Annotated in this window: 14 protein-coding genes and 1 pseudogene; 3 read left to right on the top strand and 12 right to left on the bottom strand. The window is 65.0% G+C overall.

Annotated features, from left to right (window positions below):
• Nucleotides 1–149: 149 nt before the first annotated feature.
• The 4 genes from ACCO56_RS32595 to ACCO56_RS32580 form a co-directional block, all read right to left on the bottom strand.
• Entirely contained in the window at nucleotides 150–1,067 is a 918-nt protein-coding gene (locus tag ACCO56_RS32595; RefSeq protein ID WP_433645131.1) for an amidohydrolase family protein, read from the bottom strand.
• Between the two features lie 18 nt (nucleotides 1,068–1,085).
• Nucleotides 1,086–2,936 carry a feruloyl-CoA synthase gene (locus ACCO56_RS32590; RefSeq protein WP_433645130.1) on the bottom strand — a complete coding sequence of 617 codons (1,851 nt, stop codon included), beginning with the start codon at nucleotides 2,934–2,936 and terminating at the stop codon, nucleotides 1,086–1,088.
• A gap of 26 nt (nucleotides 2,937–2,962) precedes the next feature.
• Complete coding sequence (locus ACCO56_RS32585; RefSeq protein ID WP_433645129.1) at nucleotides 2,963–3,748, bottom strand: crotonase/enoyl-CoA hydratase family protein; 786 nt, start codon at nucleotides 3,746–3,748, stop codon at nucleotides 2,963–2,965.
• 322 nt (nucleotides 3,749–4,070) lie between these two features.
• Nucleotides 4,071–4,550, bottom strand: coding sequence for a MarR family winged helix-turn-helix transcriptional regulator (locus ACCO56_RS32580; protein ID WP_433645128.1), 480 nt, complete (start codon nucleotides 4,548–4,550; stop codon nucleotides 4,071–4,073).
• 127 nt (nucleotides 4,551–4,677) lie between these two features.
• Between ACCO56_RS32580 and ACCO56_RS32575 the strand changes: the two genes are divergently transcribed.
• The 3 genes from ACCO56_RS32575 to ACCO56_RS32565 are packed head-to-tail and all read left to right on the top strand — an operon-like array spanning nucleotide 4,678 to nucleotide 8,181.
• A complete protein-coding gene (locus ACCO56_RS32575; protein ID WP_433645127.1) occupies nucleotides 4,678–5,712 on the top strand; it encodes a branched-chain amino acid ABC transporter permease in 1,035 nt (344 codons plus the stop codon).
• Between the two features lies 1 nt (nucleotide 5,713).
• Nucleotides 5,714–7,474: a branched-chain amino acid ABC transporter ATP-binding protein/permease gene (locus tag ACCO56_RS32570; protein WP_433645126.1), complete on the top strand. Its 1,761-nt coding sequence runs from the start codon at nucleotides 5,714–5,716 to the stop codon at nucleotides 7,472–7,474.
• Nucleotides 7,471–8,181: an ABC transporter ATP-binding protein gene (locus ACCO56_RS32565; RefSeq protein WP_433645125.1), complete on the top strand. Its 711-nt coding sequence runs from the start codon at nucleotides 7,471–7,473 to the stop codon at nucleotides 8,179–8,181. Before ACCO56_RS32570 ends, ACCO56_RS32565 begins: the two co-directional genes overlap by 4 nt.
• Before the next feature lie 295 nt (nucleotides 8,182–8,476).
• On the opposite strand, the gene ACCO56_RS32560 is transcribed toward ACCO56_RS32565, so the two are convergent.
• The 8 genes and pseudogenes from ACCO56_RS32560 to ACCO56_RS32525 all read right to left on the bottom strand — a co-directional run.
• Nucleotides 8,477–9,619, bottom strand: coding sequence for an ABC transporter substrate-binding protein (locus ACCO56_RS32560; RefSeq protein ID WP_433645124.1), 1,143 nt, complete (start codon nucleotides 9,617–9,619; stop codon nucleotides 8,477–8,479).
• Nucleotides 9,620–9,759: 140 nt separating this feature from the next.
• A complete protein-coding gene (gene phoB, locus ACCO56_RS32555) occupies nucleotides 9,760–10,449 on the bottom strand; it encodes a phosphate regulon transcriptional regulator PhoB (RefSeq protein ID WP_433645123.1) in 690 nt (229 codons plus the stop codon).
• A 79-nt stretch (nucleotides 10,450–10,528) separates the two neighbouring features.
• Nucleotides 10,529–11,236 carry a phosphate signaling complex protein PhoU gene (gene phoU, locus ACCO56_RS32550; protein WP_433645122.1) on the bottom strand — a complete coding sequence of 236 codons (708 nt, stop codon included), beginning with the start codon at nucleotides 11,234–11,236 and terminating at the stop codon, nucleotides 10,529–10,531.
• A 43-nt stretch (nucleotides 11,237–11,279) separates the two neighbouring features.
• Entirely contained in the window at nucleotides 11,280–12,104 is an 825-nt protein-coding gene (gene pstB / locus ACCO56_RS32545; protein WP_433645121.1) for a phosphate ABC transporter ATP-binding protein PstB, read from the bottom strand.
• 17 nt (nucleotides 12,105–12,121) lie between these two features.
• Nucleotides 12,122–13,438 carry a phosphate ABC transporter permease PstA gene (pstA, locus tag ACCO56_RS32540; protein ID WP_433645120.1) on the bottom strand — a complete coding sequence of 439 codons (1,317 nt, stop codon included), beginning with the start codon at nucleotides 13,436–13,438 and terminating at the stop codon, nucleotides 12,122–12,124.
• Nucleotides 13,435–14,901: a phosphate ABC transporter permease subunit PstC gene (pstC, locus tag ACCO56_RS32535; protein ID WP_433645119.1), complete on the bottom strand. Its 1,467-nt coding sequence runs from the start codon at nucleotides 14,899–14,901 to the stop codon at nucleotides 13,435–13,437. Before pstC ends, pstA begins: the two co-directional genes overlap by 4 nt.
• A gap of 68 nt (nucleotides 14,902–14,969) precedes the next feature.
• Complete coding sequence (locus ACCO56_RS32530; protein ID WP_433645118.1) at nucleotides 14,970–16,007, bottom strand: PstS family phosphate ABC transporter substrate-binding protein; 1,038 nt, start codon at nucleotides 16,005–16,007, stop codon at nucleotides 14,970–14,972.
• Between the two features lie 413 nt (nucleotides 16,008–16,420).
• Nucleotides 16,421–18,478: pseudogene (locus ACCO56_RS32525) on the bottom strand (response regulator); the annotation flags it as partial.
• Between the last annotated feature and the right edge of the window lie 26 nt (nucleotides 18,479–18,504).

The following is an 18,504-nucleotide window of genomic DNA, read 5'->3' as shown; positions in this document are numbered from 1 at the left end:
CCAAGCGGGGAGAGAGACGCCTGCCGCTTGGCTTTCGCCAATCGGCAACGTTGGCGATTAGCGAAGGCGGAGATGAGAGCGGTCTTCTCCCCGTGCAAACGGGGAGAAGTGGCCGGCAGGCCGATGAGGGGCTGCCAAAGCGGTCATTCCTAGCTGCCACCCGCGTTAGACCGCTGCTCAGTCCTGATGCTGCCCCCTCCCAGCCCCAGCAGCTTCATCGCGTTCTGCTTGAGGATGAGCGGGCGCACTTCGGGCTTGATGTCGATCTTCTCGAAATCGGAGAGCCAGCGGTCGGGCGTGATCACCGGCCAGTCCGAGCCGAACAGCACCTTGTGCCTCAGAAGCGTATTGCAGTAGCGCACGAGGATCTCGGGGAAATATTTCGGCGACCAGCCGGAGAGGTCGATATAGACATTAGGCTTGTGGGTCGCGACCGCCAGCGCCTCCTCCTGCCAGGGAAAGGAGGGGTGGGCGAGGATGATCGGCATGTCCGGGAAGTCGGTCGCCACGTCGTCGAGATACATGGGATTCGAATATTTGAGCCTGATGCCGTTGCCGCCCGGCATGCCCGCCCCGACGCCGGTCTGCCCGGTGTGGAAGAGCGCCGGCACGCCGGCCTCGGCGATCGCCTCGTAGAGCACATAGGCTGAGCGGTCGTTGGGAAAGAAGCCCTGCATGGACGGGTGGAACTTGAAGCCGCGAATGCCGAAGCTCTGGACCAGGCGCCGCGCCTCGCGCGCGCCGAGCTTGCCCTTGGCCGGGTCGATCGAGGCGAAGGGAATGAGCACGTCGCTGTTTTCGGCGGCGAGCTCGGCCATCTCCTCGTTGTTGTAGCGGCGGAAGCCGGTCTCGCGCTCGGCGTCCACGGGAAAAATCACGCAGGCGATCTTGCGCTCACGGTAATAGGCGGCCGTCTCCGGAACCGTCGGTGGATGGGCGTGCGGCGACTTGAAATATTTCGCCATCGCCGCCTGGAAATCGTCATAGCCGTCGTCGGGGTGCGTGCCGCATGGTTCCTCGGCATGGGTGTGGATGTCTATGGCGACGACGTCGTCGGGATTGATCATCGGTCTCTCCTCCTGAACTCAGGCGACCAGGACACGCGGTGAATACGGCTTGGCGTAGAGTTCCTCGACAAGGTCGCGCCGGCTGGCGAGCACCGCCATCTGGCTGATCGTGCCCTTGTCGGTGAGTTCGCCGCGGTCGATGTCGGGCGGCGCGGCAAGCAGCAGCGCGCGGGCGACGCGATTGGACGAGCCCGTGGCGGCGCGCGCCGCGGCGGCAAGCCTTTCCGCGAAAACCGAACGGATTTTCGGATCGGCAAGCAGCGCCTCGCCGGAAAGACCCGGCGCGAGGCGGGCAAGCGCATCGAAGTCGGGAAAAATGAGAATGGCGATTTCGTCGCGGTTCAAGCCGGCGACGATCACGTCACGGGCAAGCGGCGCAAAGCGCGAGACGAGGTCGGCGCGCAACGGCCCGACGCTCACCCAGGTGCCGGAAGACAGCTTGAAGTCTTCGTTGATGCGTCCGTCGAAGACGTAACCTTTCACCGGGTCCGTTTCGTCGGCCAGCCGCAGCGCGTCGCCCAGGCGATAATAGCCGTCTTCGTCGAACGCGGCCGCCGTCAGCTCTGGTTCGCGCCAATAGCCCGGTGTGACGCTCGGCGCCCTCACCCGCGCCTCCATCTTGCCGTTGACCGGGGCGAGCTTCAGCTCGACCCCGGGCACGGGAAGGCCGACCCGTCCGGCGCCGGCATGTTCGAGGTCGCAGACCATGGCGAAAGGCGCGGTCTCGGTGGCGCCGAGCCCTGTCAGGATCGGAACCCGGTGGCCGATGGTCTCGACGGCAAGATCCTCCATCGCCTTCCAGACCGCGGGCGATATGCCGGCGCCGGCGAAGAACAGCATCTTGAGCCTGGAGAAGAATTGCCCGCGAAGGGCGTCATCTGCCTTAAGGCGTGGGACGAGCTCCTCGAACCCTTTGGGCACGTTGAAATAGACGGTGGGCGCGATCTCGCGCAGATTGCGCAGCGTCTCCGGAATGCCGGCCGGGGTGGGCTTGCCGCCGTCTATATAGAGCGAGCCGCCATTAAAGAGCACCAGCCCGCAATTGTGGCTGCCGCCGAAGACGTGGTTCCACGGCAGCCAGTCGATCAGCACCGGCGGCTCGTCCTTCACGAAGGCAAGGGTCTCGCGCAACATCACCTGGTTGGAGCAGAGCATGCGCTGCGTGGTGACGACGCCTTTCGGATTGCCGGTCGAGCCCGAGGTGTAGAGGAACTTGGCGATCGTATCGGGCCCGACCGTGCGATGGGCGGCTTCCGCCGCATCGGTGGGTTCGGTCGCAAGCAGATCGGCAAAAGGCGTCGCCGCGCGACTGCCCTCGCCGCGCGAGACCACGATCTCCACATCCGCCGGAACGACAGCGTCGAGCGCTCGGCCATAGGCCTCGACATCCGATGCGAAAACGAGCCCCGGCGTCAGCTTGGCCATGATGTATCGGAGCTTGTCGAAATCGGCGGAGACCGTCGAATAGGCGGGCGAGATCGCGGCGAACGGAATGCCGGCATAGAGGCAGCCCAGCACCAGCATGGCATGATCGAGGTCGTTGCCGGAAAGGATCGCCACCGGTCGCTCGGCCGAAAGCCCGCGCGCCACGAGCGCCGAGGCCACGGCCCGCGCATGGGCGAGCGCCTCGGCATAGGTGATCTCACGCCAGCCGCCGGCGGAGCCGCGTTCGGCCATGTAGACGCGATCCGGCGCAACCTCGGCCCAATGGAGAAGCCGTTCTGTCAGCTTGTCGGGATAGGGCGGCAACGGCTCGGTCGGCCTGACATGGACGACGCCACCCGGCTCGTGCGTGAAGTCGACGCTGTTCCTGCCAAGCGGCACCGGCAACCAGCCGGGATCCCCACCTTGCCTTCTCTTGTCCAGCATCTCCGGCCCTCCCTGCCGTCCTCTGCCTAGCCTCTATGGGAAATCTTCGGCGTTCTTTTGGCGAGGAAATCCTGGAGCCGCTGCTTCGCTTCCCGGTCGTCCTGGGCGATGGAGGACAGCAGCGCCTCCACTAGATAACCCGTCGGGCGGTCGGCGTCGGCGATACGCGGCAGCCCGTGGATCAGGGCAAAATTGGTCATGGAAGCATTGCGCGCTATCGCTGCCGCGAGCTCCAGCGCCTTGGCCTCCGCCTCGCCGGGCTCGACAAGATAGTGCGACAAGCCGAGGCGCTCGCCCTCCTCCGCCGAGAGCGTTCGCCCGGTCAGCATCATCTCCATCATGCGCGAGGTGCCGATGAGGCGCGGCAGCCTGACGGAACCACCGCCCCCCACATAGATGCCGCGCTGTCCTTCGGGCAGGGCATAGTAGGCGGTGCGATCGGCGACGCGCACATGGGTCGCGCTGGCGAGCTCCATGCCTCCGCCGATGACGGCGCCATGCAGCGCCGAGACGACCGGCACGGGACCGAACTCGATCGCCTCGGTGACGCGGTGCCACATGCGCGAATGTCTAATGGCTTCCGCGACCTCGGTCTCGATCAGTTCCGAAAGGTCGAGTCCGGCGCAGAAATGCTCCCCTTCACCGAGCAGAACGGCGACCTTCACCGCACCCGGGAAAGACGCGAAAGCTTCTTCCAAGGCCAGCATGGAAGCCTCGTTGAGCGCATTGCGCTTGCGCGGCCGCGCCAGGCGCACCACTGCGATCGTGTCCCTGATCTCGACTGTGACGGGTTGTTCCTGCGGTGCTCTCACGGGCTCGCTCGTTCATGGTTATTGTTATGTGATATAACTAATTTATGTGGGAAGCAAGCCGTCCCTTTTGGGCTTGCGTCGCCCCTCATCGGCCTGCCGGCCACTTCTCCCCGTAAAACGGGGAGAAGAACGCTGGCTTCTCCACTTTCGCCAACCGTCAATGTTTCCGATTGGCGAAACCAGGGCGGCCGGCTCTCTCGCCCCGCTTGCGGGGAGAGATGTCCGGCAGCACAGTGAGGGGCCAGCTAGAACGGCCAATCATTGCCCCCGAAAGATGTAACGCACGCCAGCCCATGGTCGGGATGAAAACTGCCCGACGGCATCATCCGAGCATGCGCCGGAGCAGGCCGAGAAGCTGCTCGCGCTCCCTGGGGCGGAGCCGGGTGAGGACTCGGGCCTCATGCTCGGCCTGCACTTCCATGGCATCGGCGAGCAGCTTCTCCCCCGCCTCGGTGAGGAACAGAGCATGGGAGCGGCGATCGTTGGGAGCCGGCTCGCGCCGGGCTAGACCACGTTCCTCGAGAGCGTCGATGATCGCCACGAGATTGGTGCGCTGAAGCCCGAGGGCCTCGCTCACCGCAGTCTGGGTGGAGCCGGGATTGGCCTTGATGACGCAGAGCGCGCTGAAGGATGCGGGCCTTAGGCCCACGGCTGCCATGGAGCCGATGAAGTCCTCGAAGACGACGAGTTGCGCGCGCCGCAGCATGTAGCCGACGAAGGACGGCAAGGGCGAAAGATCGAGCTGCGGCGAAAGAGTATCGTTTCCCGTCTGCTTCGGCTCGACTGCAGTATGGTCCGCCAAACTCGGATCCTCCCCGTTTTTTCCGCAAACAGCCTCTTGGCTTCACCCGCAAGATAGTTATACGATATTACAATCTGAGGGGTCCGGCTTCAATCCCTCGGGCCACGACCTCGGGAGGAGAAAGAGGGTGGACCCAACAGTCCTTGCGTTCCTGATTCAGGACGGCGTGACGAACGGCGCGATCTATGCGCTGCTCGGCCTGGCCCTCGTCCTCGTCTTCGCGGTGACGCGCGTGATCTTCATTCCGCAGGGCGAATTCGTTACCTATGGCGCGCTCACCCTTGCGAGCCTCGATGCGGGCCGCCTTCCGGGAACGGCCTCGCTGCTCGTCTGCTTCGGCGTCGCAGCCTTTCTTCTCGACGTCTGGGAGGTCCGGCGCGGACTGCAGCTTTCCGCCCTGGCGCGAAACGCGCTGCTCAACCTCGCCCTTCCCCTTGCGATCTACGGCATCGTGGTGCTGATCGATCCCGCTGCGTTGCCCCCGATCGGCAAGGCGCTTCTCACGATAGCGCTTATCGCGCCGATGGGCCTCTATCTTTACCGCATCGCCTTTCGGCCGCTGGCCGACGCCTCCGTGCTGGTTCTGCTCATCACCTCGGTGGGCGTGCACCTTGCCATGATGGGGCTCGGGCTCTTCTTCTTCGGCGCGGAAGGCTTGCGCGGCCAGCCTCTGGCGCCCGGCACCTACACGATAGGCTTCCTGCCCGTCTCGGCGCAGAGCCTGTGGATATATGGCACGACCATCGCGGCGATGGCCGGGCTTTACTTCTTCTTCGAAAAGACGATTCTCGGCAAGGCCCTCAGGGCGACGGCTGCCAACCGGCTGGGCGCACGGCTGGTGGGCATCCGCACCCAGCTTACCGGCGGCACGGCGTTCGTGCTCGCGGCAATTATCGGCGCCGTTTCCGGCGTGCTCATCTCGCCCGTCACCACGATCTACTACGACACGGGCTTCCTCATGGGACTCAAGGGGTTCGTGGGCGCGATCCTCGGCGGGCTCGCAAGCTTCCCGGTCACCGCGCTCGCGGCTCTCGGCGTTGGACTGGTCGAAGCTTTCGCCTCCTTCTTCGCCAGCAGCTACAAGGAGATCATCGTCTTCGCCCTGATCATCCCCATCCTGCTCTGGCGCTCCCTTGCGGCCGGCGAGCATGAGGAGGAATAGGATGCGCTCGCTTCCAGGGCTTCTCGCGATCGGCGTGCTCGCCGCGATCCCGCTCCTGCCGGTGCCGCCCTTCTGGATCACGCTTCTCAACAATATCGGCCTGGCGTCGCTGGTGGCGATCGGGCTGGTGCTGCTGACCGGCGTCGGAGGGCTGACCTCCTTCGGCCAGGCGGCCTTCTGCGGCTTCGGCGCCTACACGACCGCGGTGCTGACGACAGCCTACGGCTTCTCGCCCTGGGCGACCCTGCCGTTCTCTCTCCTCGTCGGCGCGGCGGCGGCCCTGCCGCTCGGCCTGATCACCGTGCGGCTCTCCGGCCATTACCTGCCGCTCGGCACCATCGCCTGGGGGATTGCGCTTTATTACCTCTTCGGCCAGATCGAGTTGCTCGGCCGCTTCGACGGCATTTCCGGCATTCCACCGATCGAGCTCGCGGGCCATCGTTTCATCTCCGGCCAGTCGATCTATTATCTCATCTGGGCCTTCGTCATCGCCACGGCGCTTGCCGCCCGAAACCTGCTGGATTCCAGGGTCGGGCGCGGCATACGCGCGCTGCGCGGCGGCCGGCGCGCGGCCGAGGCCTTCGGCGTGGACATCGTGCGGGCCAAGCTGACCGTCTTCGTTCTTGCAGCGGTGGTGGCGGCATTGTCGGGCTGGCTCTATGCGCATATGCAGCGCACCGTCAATCCGACCCCGTTCGGCCTCAACATGGGCATCGAATATCTGCTCATGGCCGTCATCGGAGGGGCAGGCCATGTCTGGGGCGCCATCTTCGGCGCGGGCATCGTGCTCATCCTCAAGGAAGTGCTCCAGCGCGTCCTGCCCGGGCTTGTCGGCGCCACCGGCAATTTCGAGATGATCGTATTCGGCATCCTTCTGGTAGCAATGCTGCAATTCGCCCGGGACGGGCTGTGGTCCTTCGTGTTCAAGCTTTTGCCCAGCCGCGCCCCGGCTGCCCTGCCGGTCCCGCAAAGGGCGCTCCCCAGGCGCGAACCGGCGCCCGCGGGCACGCCGCTCATCCAGGTGCAGAAAGCGCGCAAGACCTTCGGCGGCCTCGTCGCCGTCAACGATCTGAGCTTCGAGGTCAAGGCCGGAGAGATCGTCGCTCTCATCGGTCCGAACGGCGCCGGCAAGAGCACGACCTTCGATCTCATCACCGGCATGCTCTCCCTCACAGGCGGCCGTATCGTCTTCGGCAACCGGGACGGAGAGCTGCGCCGGCCCGGCGCGATCGCCCGACAGGGCATCGCCCGCACCTTCCAGCACGCCAAGATCCTGCCGGACATGACGGTGCTGGAGAATGTCGCCCTCGGCGCGCATCTTCGCGGCAAGGCGGGTGTGGTGCGCAGCCTACTGCATCTCGAACGCGAGGAAGAGGGGGTGCTGCTGGCGGAAGCCGAGCGGCAGCTCGAGCGCGTCGGCCTCGCCGAGCACAGGGACCGGCCGGCCGGCGATCTCGCGCTCGGACAGATCCGTATCCTCGAGATCGCCCGTGCGCTGTCGCTCGATCCGAGCGTACTGCTGCTCGACGAGCCCGCAGCCGGTTTGCGTCACGGCGAGAAGCAGGACCTCTCGGCGCTTCTCGCCAAGCTGCGCGGCCAAGGAATGGCCGTGCTTCTGGTGGAGCATGACATGAGCTTCGTCATGGGGCTTGTGGATCGTGTCGTGGTGATGGATTTCGGCACGCTGATCGCCGAAGGCGTGCCGGCCGATGTGCGCCGGCATCCCGCGGTGATCGCGGCCTACCTCGGAGGCGTGGCGTGAGCGGCAAGCTTCTCCAGGTGAACGACATCCGCGTCTCCTATGGCCATGCCGAAATCCTGCACGGCATTTCGTTCGGGATGGATGCGGGCAGCATCGTCACGGTGATCGGCGCCAACGGCGCCGGCAAGACGACGCTTCTCAACGCCATCATGGGCGTCGTCCCCTGTTCGGGAACCGTCCTTTACCAGGGCCGCCCGGCGCCCCGCTCCGTCGAAGGCAGGGTTTCGGCCGGCATGTGCCTCGTGCCCGAACGGCGCGAGCTCTTCGCCACAATGTCGGTCGAGGACAATCTGGAGCTCGGCGGCTTCCTGCGCCGCGCCGCCGACCGCAAGGAGACGCTCGGCGAGGTGTATCAGCGCTTTCCCCGGCTGGCCGAGCGGCGCCGCCAGCTCGCCGGCACGCTTTCAGGCGGCGAGCGGCAGATGCTGGCGCTGGGCCGCGCGCTGATGAGCCGGCCGCGGCTCCTTCTGCTCGACGAACCGAGTCTGGGGCTCGCGCCGAAGATCGTCGCGGAGATCCTCACGATCGTTTCGGAGCTGCGCTCGTCCGGCGTCTCGATCCTGCTGGTCGAGCAGAACGCGCGGGCGGCGCTGGAGATCGCCGACGAGGGCCATCTCGTCGAGCTCGGCGAAATAAGGCGCTCGGGCCCGGCGGCGGAACTCGCCGTCGACCCCGCACTGATGGCAAGCTATCTCGGCGGGGAGTAGAAAGACATCCGCTATTGCAGCGCTGCGGCTGCGGCAGCTTCGGAACCGCCGGGCGGCCTGCCGCGATGACACGGAATGGATCCTCGGATCACCTTCGGCTTCGCTTCGCTCGCCTGCGGGTCCAGGATGACGATGTCATCTAGGCCGCCGCCAATCACAAACGTTGGCGATTGGCGTCAGCCTCAATGCGATCGTCATCCTCGGGCCGGCGCCGAGCGAAGCGATGGCGGCGTGACCCGTGGATCCATTCCGTTCCCTGGCGGCCGGCCACCCAACAGTGCAGAACCCGGCCGTCTTACTTCACCAGTTCGAACTTGCCATCCTTCGCGGTCAGCAGCACCACGGCGCGCTCGTCGAGACCGTAGTGATCGTCCGCCTTGTATTCGAAGACGCCCTGGCTGGCCGGGAACGGGCCGCCGCTTTCGATGGCGTCACGAAGGGCCGCCTTGAATTCCGGCGTGCCAGGCTCCGCCTTCTTCTTGGCCTCGGGGATCGCCTTCTTGAGGATCGCCATGGCGTCATGGATATGGGCGCCGAACTGGGTGCGGGTGCCCTCACCGAACTTCGCCTCGTAGGCGGTCACATAATCCAGCCCCTCCTTCTTGGTCTCGGAGGAATCCGGTTGCAGCTCGGCCACCATCACCGGTCCCGAGGCGAAGACGGTGTTGTCGACCGAAGCGCCGGCGATACGCAGGAAGTCGAAGGTCACCGCGCCGTGGGTCTGGTAGATCTGCCCCTTGAAGCCGCGCTCGCGCAGCGCAAGCTGAGGCAGCGCCGCGCCGGTGCCGGAGGCGCCGACGAAGACGGCGTCGGGCTGGGCGGCGACCAGCTTCAGAACCTGACCGGAAACGGACGTATCGGGCCGGGCATAGCGTTCCTCGGCGATGAGGTTCAGCCCATAGTCCTTGCCCATCGCCTTGAACTGGTTGACCCAGAGATCACCGTAGGAATCGGAGAAGCCGATATAGCCGACATTCTTCACCCCATCCTTCTGCATCCTGGCGAAGAGGGTGCGGGCGATGAGATCGGCGGCCTGCGGCAACACGAACGTCCATTTGGCGCCGGCGACATTGGGCGGCACCGGCGAGCAGGCGAGGTGCGGCGTGCCGGTTTCGGTCGCCACGCTGGAGACAGCGATGGATGCCGGAGTGAGCGCCGAGCCGATGATGACGTCGACCTTGTCGTCATTGGCGAAGCGCCTTGCATTGGTGGTCGCGACCGACGGGTCACCCGCGTCATCGAGCACGATGACGTTGAGTTTTTCGCCGTCGATTTCACTGGGCCACAGCTCGACGGAGTTCTTGAGCGGAATGCCGAGCGCCGCTCCCGGTCCGGTCGACGAGACGGTGACGCCGATCGTGACGTCGGCGCTGGCCGCCCCGGCCAGCAAGGGAAGCAAGAAGGTGGCGGCAGCCGCCGCGCGAATGAATCTTTTCATGCCAGTCCTCCCGATTGAGCGGATGGCGGCAGCCGCCCCCGCGCCAATTGTTATATTGTATAAGTATTATTCGGGAGTCAACGAGCCTCGCGAAGCGAGGTCGGATGAGGGGTTTTCGAGCGCCGGACAAGAAGGATCGTCTACGCCTCGTTGATGGCGTAGCCGGCGCCGCGGATGGTGCGGATGACGTCGGGCGCGCGCGGCGTGTTCACTGCCTTGCGCAACCGCCCGACATGGACGTCCACGGTGCGCTCGTCGATGTAGATCGTCTCGCCCCAGACATTGTCGAGAAGCTGGCTGCGCGAGAAGACGCGGCCGGGATGCTGCATCATGAATTCCAGCAGCCGGAACTCGGTCGGGCCGAGCTTGATCTCGCTTTTCTTGCGGTAGACGCGGTGCGACTCGCGGTCGAGCACGATGTCGCCCACCTTGAGCACGGTCGACAGCACTTCGGGCTTGGCCCGGCGCAGCAGCGCCCGCACCCGCGCGATGAATTCAGGCGTCGAGAAGGGCTTGACCAGATAGTCGTCGGCGCCGGTGGAGAGGCCGCGCACGCGGTCGCTTTCCTCGCCGCGCGCCGTCAGCATGATGATCGGCAGCCGCTCGGTCTCCGGCCGCATCCTGAGCCGACGGCAGAGCTCGATGCCGGAGACGGCCGGCACCATCCAATCGAGTACCAGGAGGTCGGGCACGTTTTCCTGAAGGCGAAGCTCGGCTTCGTCGCCGCGCGTGACGACCTCCACCTGATAACCCTCGGCTTCGAGATTGTAGCGCAGGAGAACGCAAAGCGGCTCCTCGTCCTCGACGACCATGATCTTGGGTGCAATCATCCGTCCTTGGCCTCCGTGGGCTAAGCAGGTTTCGAAAAAGTGGCCGACGTTTTTCCGACAGAAACCTGCTTGGAAGGGATTATTCGGCGAGCGCGATCTGCGATGTCTCGTCGAGCTTGGGGCGCTGCACCGGCAATTGCTCACCCGTCATCACATAATAGGCGTTCTCGGCGATATTGGTGACGTGATCGCCGATCCGCTCCAGATTCTTCGCGCAGAAGAGCAGATGCGTGCAGGCCGTGATGTTGCGCGGATCCTCCATCATGTAGGTGAGGAGTTCGCGGAAAATGGCCGTGTACTGGATGTCGATCTTCTCGTCGTCGGCGCGCAGCTTCACCAGCGCCTGCGTGTCGCGCGCCACATAGTGCTCGACCACGGCGTTGACCTGGACGAGCACCAGCGCCGACATCGCCTCGATGGAATGCGACAGCCCGCGCGGCATGACGCTCTGGCCGACCGCACCGACCCGCTTGGCGATGTTCTTGGCGAGATCGCCGACCCGTTCGAGATCGGCAGCCATGCGGATGGCGCCGACCACGGCCCTCAGATCCTGCGCCATGGGCTGGCGCTTGGCGATGATGGTGATGGCACGCTCGTCGAGCTCGCGCTGCTTGGCGTCCATCACCGCATCGTCGGAAATGACGCGCTGGGCGAGCGCGGTGTCGGAAGCGAGCAGTGCCTTGATCGAACCTTTCACCATCGCGCCGCCGAGATCGCCCATGTCGCGGATCAGCCGGTCGATGTGGCCGAGTTCCTCGTCGAATGACCTGACCGTATGTTGGGCCATGTTTACGTCCTCGTAAGTGTGTCCGCCGCAACCCGTCGCCGGCTCAGCCGAAGCGGCCGGTGATGTAGTCCTGGGTGCGCTTGTCGTCGGGGTTGGTGAACATCTTGTCGGTCGCCCCCTCCTCGACGAGATAGCCGAGATGGAACATGGCCGTGCGCTGCGAGACGCGCGCCGCCTGCTGCATGGAGTGGGTGACGATGACGATCGTGTAGTTCTCGCGCAGTTCGTCGATCAATTCCTCCACCTTGGCCGTGGCGATCGGATCGAGTGCCGAGCACGGCTCGTCCATCAGGATCACCTCGGGCGAGACCGCGATGGCGCGGGCGATGCAGAGCCGCTGCTGCTGGCCGCCGGAAAGGCCTGTGCCCGGCTCGGCGAGGCGATCCTTCACCTCGTTCCAGATCGCTGCCCGCTGCAGGCTGCGCTCCACGATCTCGTCGAGTTCGGCCTTGTTCTTGGCGAGCCCATGGATACGCGGGCCGTAAGCGACATTCTCGTAGATCGACTTCGGGAAAGGGTTGGGCTTCTGGAACACCATGCCCACCCGGGCGCGCAACTCGACCACGTCGATCTTCGGGTCGTAGATGTCCTCGCCGTCGAGCGTGATCGTGCCGCCCACCTTGGCGCTGTCGATCGTATCGTTCATGCGGTTCAGGCAGCGCAGGAAGGTCGACTTGCCGCAACCGGAGGGCCCGATGAGAGCCGTCACCTGGTTCTCGCGCACGTCGAGATCGACGTCGAACAGGGCCTGCTTGTCGCCGTAATGGACCGTGACCTTGTCGCCGCGGATCTTGATCGCTTCGTTCGGCGTCCCGGCCATCTTGTTCCTCACTGCTTCTTCGAGCTTGTTTTCCGTCATCACATTCATGGGGACATGGCTCCTTTTTACCAGCGCCGTTCGAAGCGGCGCCGCAGCACGATCGCCGTGATGTTCATCGCCATCAGGAAGATGAGAAGGATGATGATGGCTCCCGACATGCGCTCCACGAAAGCGCGCTCGGCTTCGTTGGCCCACATGTAGATCTGCACCGGCAGCGCCGTCGCCGGGTCGAGCGGCGTGGAGGGATAATCGGCCACGAAAGCGACCATGCCGATAAGGAGCAGAGGCGCGGTCTCGCCGAGGGCGCGGGCGAGCCCGATGATCGTGCCGGTCAATATGCCCGGTGCGGCGAGCGGCAGGACATGGTGGAAGACCATCTGCGTCTTCGAAGCGCCCAGGCCGAGCGCGGCCGAGCGGATCGACGGCGGCACGGCGGCGAGCGCGGCGCGCGTCGCGATGATGATGGTGGGCAGCGTCATCAGCGTCAGCACCATGCCGCCGACCAGCGCGGCCGACCGCGGCAGGCCGAGGAAGTTGATGAAGACGGCGAGGCCGAGCAGGCCGAAGACGATAGACGGCACCGCTGCCAGATTGTTGATATTGACCTCGATGATATCGGTGAGCCGGCTCTTCTTGGCGAATTCCTCAAGATAGATGGAGGCCGCGACACCGATGGGCAAGGCCAGCAAGAGCACGATCACCATCATGTAGAAGGAGCCGATGATGGCGACGCCCATGCCCGAGGTTTCCGGCCGGCTCGACGCGCCATAGGTGAAAAGGCCGGTGTTGAAGCGTCCGGTTATGCTGCCTTCGGCCTTGAGCTGGTTCATCCAGGCGATCTGCTGGTCAGACACCTTGCGGTTCGTTTCTGCGACGTCGAGATCGATCTGGCCCTTGAAGGCGGAGTCGATGTTCGCCCCGGCCAGTACCCAGACGTTTCGGGTCGTGCCGATGATCGAGGGATCGGCCATGACCATGTCGCGCAGCTGAGTGCGTACGCCGTCGGACAGAAAGCCCTTCAGCTTGCCCACCGCTGCCCTGTCGTCCGGATCGATGCCGAGCTTGGCGGCGAGCGCATCGCGGGCAAGGTTCGGATAGTTCGCCCTGATCAGCACGTTCGGGTCACTGTCGCGCTTGCCCTGTGGATCGATGGTCTTCTCGCTGAAGGTGATCGGCAGGTTGACCGAGGTCTGCCAGAAGGCGGTGTAGCCTTTCGACACGATCGAAGAGAGCATGATCGCCAGGAACAGGAGGCCGACCGAGATCGCCAGCACCCCATAGATCCGGAAGCGGCGTTCCGCGGCATAGCGGCGCTTGAGGCCGATGTCGCGGCGCGGCTTGGCGGTCGCCCCGGCGAATGTATCGAGCGGTATGTCGGTCATTCGTACTGCTCCCGGTATTTCCGCACGATGTAAAGCGCGACGATGTTCATGACGAGCGTGATCGCGAAGAGCGTGATGCCCAGCGCGAAGGCGACCAGCGTCTGCGGGCTGTTGAATTCGAGATCGCCCGTCAACTGGTTCACGATCTTGACCGTGATGGTGGTCATCGCCTCGAAAGGATTGAGCGTGAGATTGGCGGCAACGCCCGCGGCGAGCACCACGATCATGGTCTCACCGATAGCGCGCGAGGCGGTCAGCAGCACCGCGCCGACGATGCCCGGCAGCGCCGCCGGCAGGATGACACGCTTGATCGTCTCCGACTGGGTCGCGCCGAGGCCGAGCGAGCCATCGCGCATGGCGCGCGGCACGGCCGTGATGATGTCGTCGGAAAGCGAAGAGACCACCGGGATCAGCATGATGCCCATGACGAAGCCGGCGGTGAAGATGCTCTGGGCCTGGATGAAGGGCGAGCCGCCGGTCAGCGCCGCGCTCAGGTCGCGCAGGAAGGGCCCAAGCGTCACCAGCGCGAAGATACCGTAGACGATCGTCGGGATGCCGGCGAGCAGTTCGAGAGCCGGCTTGACCACGGAGCGGACGCGGCGCGAAGCGTATTCCGACATGTAGACGGCCGACATCAGCCCGATCGGCACGGCCACCAATAGCGCCACCAGCGCGATGTAGAGCGTGCCGGCGAGCAGCGGGATCAGGCCGAACTGGCCTTCGGTATTGCCGGCGCCGGCGGCTGCGAAGCGCGGATCCCAGACGGTGCCGAAAAAGAAGTTCGTCACGGACACGCGGCTGAAGAAATGCAGCGTCTCGAACAGCATCGACAACACGATGCCGACCGTCGTGAGGATGGCGATCATCGAGGAGCCGAGCAGCGCTCCGAGCACGACGCGCTCGACCTTGTTGCGGGCGCGGCCGCGCGGCTCGATCTGGCGGATGCCGAACGCGGCGCCCGCGATGGCGAGCAGGAAGCCGAGGCCAGCGCCGATCAGGCTGAGCCGGTCGCTCGTGCGGTTCGCCTCGACGGCGATCGGGATCATGTAGTCCTGGGTGTCGGGAGCGAGCGCAATGCCTTTGGCCGAAAGCAGCGGCTGCAGCTCGCCGAAGGTGCTCGGCAGCTTGGAAAGCGTCTCGCCGTCGAGCCTTCGCAGGCCATTGGCGAGGCTCCTGACCATGCCGAGCTCGAGAGACTGGTTGGCGATGGGGCTCTCGGCGGTGTGCTCGGGCAGCAGGCCCTCGACATGGGTCCGCATATAGACCGACGAGCCGATGCTCCACAGCACCAGGAAAATGACGGCGGGCACGGTGGCGAGCAGGAATGCCCACCAGCCGTGATAGTGGATGCGCGAATGCTGCTTCACGCCGGAACCGGCCTGGGACACGGCGCGCTGCCGTCCGACGACGAAGGCGACGATGCCGATGAGGGCGACGATGGCAAAGGCGTAGATCAGCGGCATCCATTACCCCTGAAAGGATCGGAAAGGAAAATGCGGCGCGGACATGATGTCCGCGCCGCAGGCCAAACTTACATGGTCTTTCCGGCGGTGAAGGCGTCGCGCTGTTCCTGACGCTCGGCGTCCGGAGCGGCGACCAGGCCATAGTCGGCGAGCGGGCTGTCCGGGCCGATCATCTGGTCGTCGAGGAAGAACTCGACATACTCCTTGAGACCGGGAACGACCCCGAGATGCGCCTTCTTGACGTAGAAGAAGAGCGGACGCGACACCGGATATTCGCCGGAAGAGATCGTCTCGGTGGACGGCGTGACGCCGCCGACGGTCGCCACCTTCAGCTTGTCGGCATTGTTCTCGTAGAAGGACAGGCCGAACACGCCGACGCCGGTCTTGTTGCTGTCGATGCGGGCGAGCGTCTCGGTGTAGTCGCCGTCGATGTCGACGGCCTTGCCGTCCTTGCGCACCGCCTTGCAAGCGGCCTCGGCCGCCTTCTCGTCGAGGCCCGAAGCCTTGGCCGCTTCGATACCGCCCGATTCCTCGCAGCCGGCGATCAGCAGCTTCTCTTCGAAGACTTCGCGGGTGCCGTGCTTCTCGCCGGGGATATAGGCGGCGATGTCCCAGTCGGGCAGGTTCGGATTGACCTGGTTCCACTTGGTGTTCGGGTTGTCCACGAGCTTCCCGTCGACCGCGACCTTGGCGGCCAGCGCCTTGTAGATGTCGGCCGGGGTCAGCGCCCAGTCCGGACCCTTGATATCGGTGGCGAAGACGATGCCGTCATAGCCGATCTTGACTTCCTGGATGTCCTTCACGCCGGCGGAGACGCAGGACTTCACCTCGTCTTCCTTGATCTTGCGCGAGGAGTTGGCGATGTCGATGGTGTTGTCGCCGACGCCCTTGCAGAATTCCTTGATGCCGGCGCCGCTGCCGCCGGATTCGACCACCGGGGTCTTGAAGTCGGTGAAGGTCTCGCCGAAGGTCTCGGCGACGATCTTGGCATAGGGCAGCACGGTCGACGAGCCTGCGATCTGCACCTGGTCACGCGCGGCGGCGTAACCGGCGGACGCGGCGAGCGCGAAAGCCGCGGCCGACGCCGTGAGGAGGAATTTGTTCATCTGGCCTACTCCTGTCCGGAATTTGTTGCCGACGCCTGACTTCAGCGTCCGGCCATGGCCAATAAGGGCGTTATGTAACAGTTCGATGACAGTTTTATGTCGCCCCGGTAAAGCTTCGCGGGGAAGCTTTCAAGGACTGGGTGATGGTTTCGCTTAAGTCGTTGAGAATGTAGAATATCGGACAGATAGCCGATTAAGAAAGTCCGCTCTCTTTGAAATTGCATCAGTCGCGGCTGGCCCCACCCCCCTCTGTCCTGCCGGACATCTCCCCCTCAAGGGGGGAGATTGGCAGCTTTGGTCTCGGCGCCTCTTCCGCAACGTCGAGGATTGGCGAAACCAGGCGGGGCAGCCAATCTCCCCCCTTGAGGGGGAGATGTCCGGCAGGACAGAGGGGGGTGCCTCGCGCCGACGCCCTACCCTGCCTTGCGCTCGCCCTTGCCTCCCGTCCACCGCTCGACCTTTTCGAGCAGCGCGCGGGGGCTGATCGGCTTGGGCAGATAGTCGTCCATGCCGGCGTCCAGGCAGCGCTCTCGGTCGCCCTTCAGCGCATGGGCCGTGACGCCGATGATCGGCACGTGCCCGCCCGAGACCGCCTCGGCTTCGCGGATAGCAGCCGTCGCCTGGAGCCCGTTCATCTCGGGCATCGACACATCCATCAGGATCATGCGCGGTCCGAACTCGCGCCACGCTTCGACGGCGCGGCGGCCGTTGTCGACGATCTCGAAGCCCAAGCCGGTATCGACGAGGATCTGGGTGAAGACGAGCTGGTTCACCTCGTTGTCCTCGGCCACCAGTATGTCGAGCCGACCGCTCGGCGTCGCGGCCTGCGTCTCGCCTGGCGTAGCTGGAGCGATGGAGGCTGCAGTTGCCTGCGCCGCCAGCCGCACGGGAATGGCCGGGGCGGCGCCGGCGCGGCGCTTCTGGATCACTGAGACCAGCGTCTCCAGGAGGATTGAGGCGCGAGCGGGCTTGATGAGATGCGCGTCGATGCCGAGACCGCGATAGGCGGCCAGCGACTGGTCGACCGATGTCAGCATGACGATCGGGGTGGCGGCAATCGATGGCGTCTCCCGGATCAGACGGGCGGCCTCCCCACCCGTCATGCCGGGCATCTGATAGTCAAGGATCACGCAGTCGACGGCGAGGCCGAACCGCGCCGCTGCCGCGAGTACTTTCAATCCTTCGGATCCGCTCTCGGCCGCGCAGGCGTCGAAGCCCCAGGAGGCCATCTGCTCGGAAAGGATCGCCCGGTTCACCTGATTGTCGTCGATGATGAGCACACGGGCACCGCTGACGTCGATCGGCGTCACACTCGCCTTTGCCGGCTTTCCGGCGTTAGGCAAGGCGAGGGTGAACCAGAAGGTGGAACCTTCTCCGAGCCTGCTCTCGACTCCGATCTTCCCGTCCATCAGCGCGACCAGGCGGGACGTGATGGCGAGCCCCAGGCCGGTCCCCTCGTGGCGGCGCGTCGAGGAGCCGTCGACCTGGCTGAATTTCTCGAAGACGAGCTGCAGCTTGTCTTCTGGGATGCCGATGCCGGTATCGGTGACGCGGATCTTGAGGCGCGTCGCGTCCGCCTCGCGCTCCCCGGTCACCTCGACCAGCACGTGACCGGCCTCGGTGAACTTCACGGCATTGCCGACGAGGTTGGTGATGATCTGCCGGATGCGGCCCACATCGCCGACATAAAGCCCGTGGAGCTTCGGCTCTACCCGCACGATGAGCTCCAGATCCTTCTCCTTGGCGCGCGCGGAGACGAGCGTGGCGACGTCCTCCACAGCCTCGGCGAGGTTGAAGGGCGCGGGATCCAGCACGAGCTGGCCGGCGTCGATCTTGGAGAAGTCGAGAATGTCGTTGATGATGGTGAGCAGCGCGTTGCCCGACTTCACGATGATGTCGGTGAAGGTCTTCTGCTTGGGGTCGAGATCGGATTTGGCCAGCAGCTCGGCCATGCCGAGCACGCCGTTCATCGGCGTGCGGATCTCATGGCTCATATTGGCGAGGAACTCGGATTTGGCGCGGTCGGCGAGCACGGCCCGGCTCTGCGCGTCGCGCAGCTCCTGCTCGCGGCGCTTGAGCTCGGTGATGTTGGTGGTGGAGCCGATGAGATATGGTGAGCCGTCCGACGCCACCATGGCGCTCTTTCGGGCGATCTGCCAGCGGATCGATCCGTCGGCCTCGGTGACCGTCTCCTCGATCTCCCGGGCCTCGCCGGTGGCGAGCACGGCGCGATCGCCTTCCATGAAGGCCTCGCCGTCGAAACCGAAGATCTCGGCATCGGTGCGGCCGATCGCCTGCTCCCTGGTGAAACCGGTGAGATCGCACCAGCTCTTGTTGACATAGGCGAGGCGAAGGTCCGGCCGCTTGGCGTAGATCGACACCGGAACGTTGTCGATGAGGCTCTGGTAAAGTTCGTTGGCGCGCAGGCTGTCCTGCAGGCGGCCTTCGCGTTCCTTCATCTCGGTGATGTCGTAATAGCAGACCAGCCGCTTGCCTT

It is taken from the genome of Mesorhizobium sp. 1B3, from assembly GCF_050958605.1.
Classification (GTDB): Bacteria; Pseudomonadota; Alphaproteobacteria; order Rhizobiales; family Rhizobiaceae.
This window is presented reverse-complemented; position numbering and strand designations above follow the sequence as displayed.

What these genes read in the sequence shown, in the direction of transcription:
- pstC (WP_433645119.1), bottom strand. Translation starts at nt 14,901, where the DNA reads ATGCCGCTGATCTACGCCTTTGCCATCGTCGCCCTCATCGGCATCGTC.
- phoB (WP_433645123.1), bottom strand. Translation starts at nt 10,449, where the DNA reads ATGATTGCACCCAAGATCATGGTCGTCGAGGACGAGGAGCCGCTTTGC.
- ACCO56_RS32590 (WP_433645130.1), bottom strand. Translation starts at nt 2,936, where the DNA reads ATGCTGGACAAGAGAAGGCAAGGTGGGGATCCCGGCTGGTTGCCGGTG.
- pstB (WP_433645121.1), bottom strand. Translation starts at nt 12,104, where the DNA reads ATGAATGTGATGACGGAAAACAAGCTCGAAGAAGCAGTGAGGAACAAG.
- ACCO56_RS32570 (WP_433645126.1), top strand. Translation starts at nt 5,714, where the DNA reads ATGCGCTCGCTTCCAGGGCTTCTCGCGATCGGCGTGCTCGCCGCGATC.
- pstA (WP_433645120.1), bottom strand. Translation starts at nt 13,438, where the DNA reads ATGACCGACATACCGCTCGATACATTCGCCGGGGCGACCGCCAAGCCG.
- ACCO56_RS32530 (WP_433645118.1), bottom strand. Translation starts at nt 16,007, where the DNA reads ATGAACAAATTCCTCCTCACGGCGTCGGCCGCGGCTTTCGCGCTCGCC.
- ACCO56_RS32560 (WP_433645124.1), bottom strand. Translation starts at nt 9,619, where the DNA reads ATGAAAAGATTCATTCGCGCGGCGGCTGCCGCCACCTTCTTGCTTCCC.
- ACCO56_RS32595 (WP_433645131.1), bottom strand. Translation starts at nt 1,067, where the DNA reads ATGATCAATCCCGACGACGTCGTCGCCATAGACATCCACACCCATGCC.
- phoU (WP_433645122.1), bottom strand. Translation starts at nt 11,236, where the DNA reads ATGGCCCAACATACGGTCAGGTCATTCGACGAGGAACTCGGCCACATC.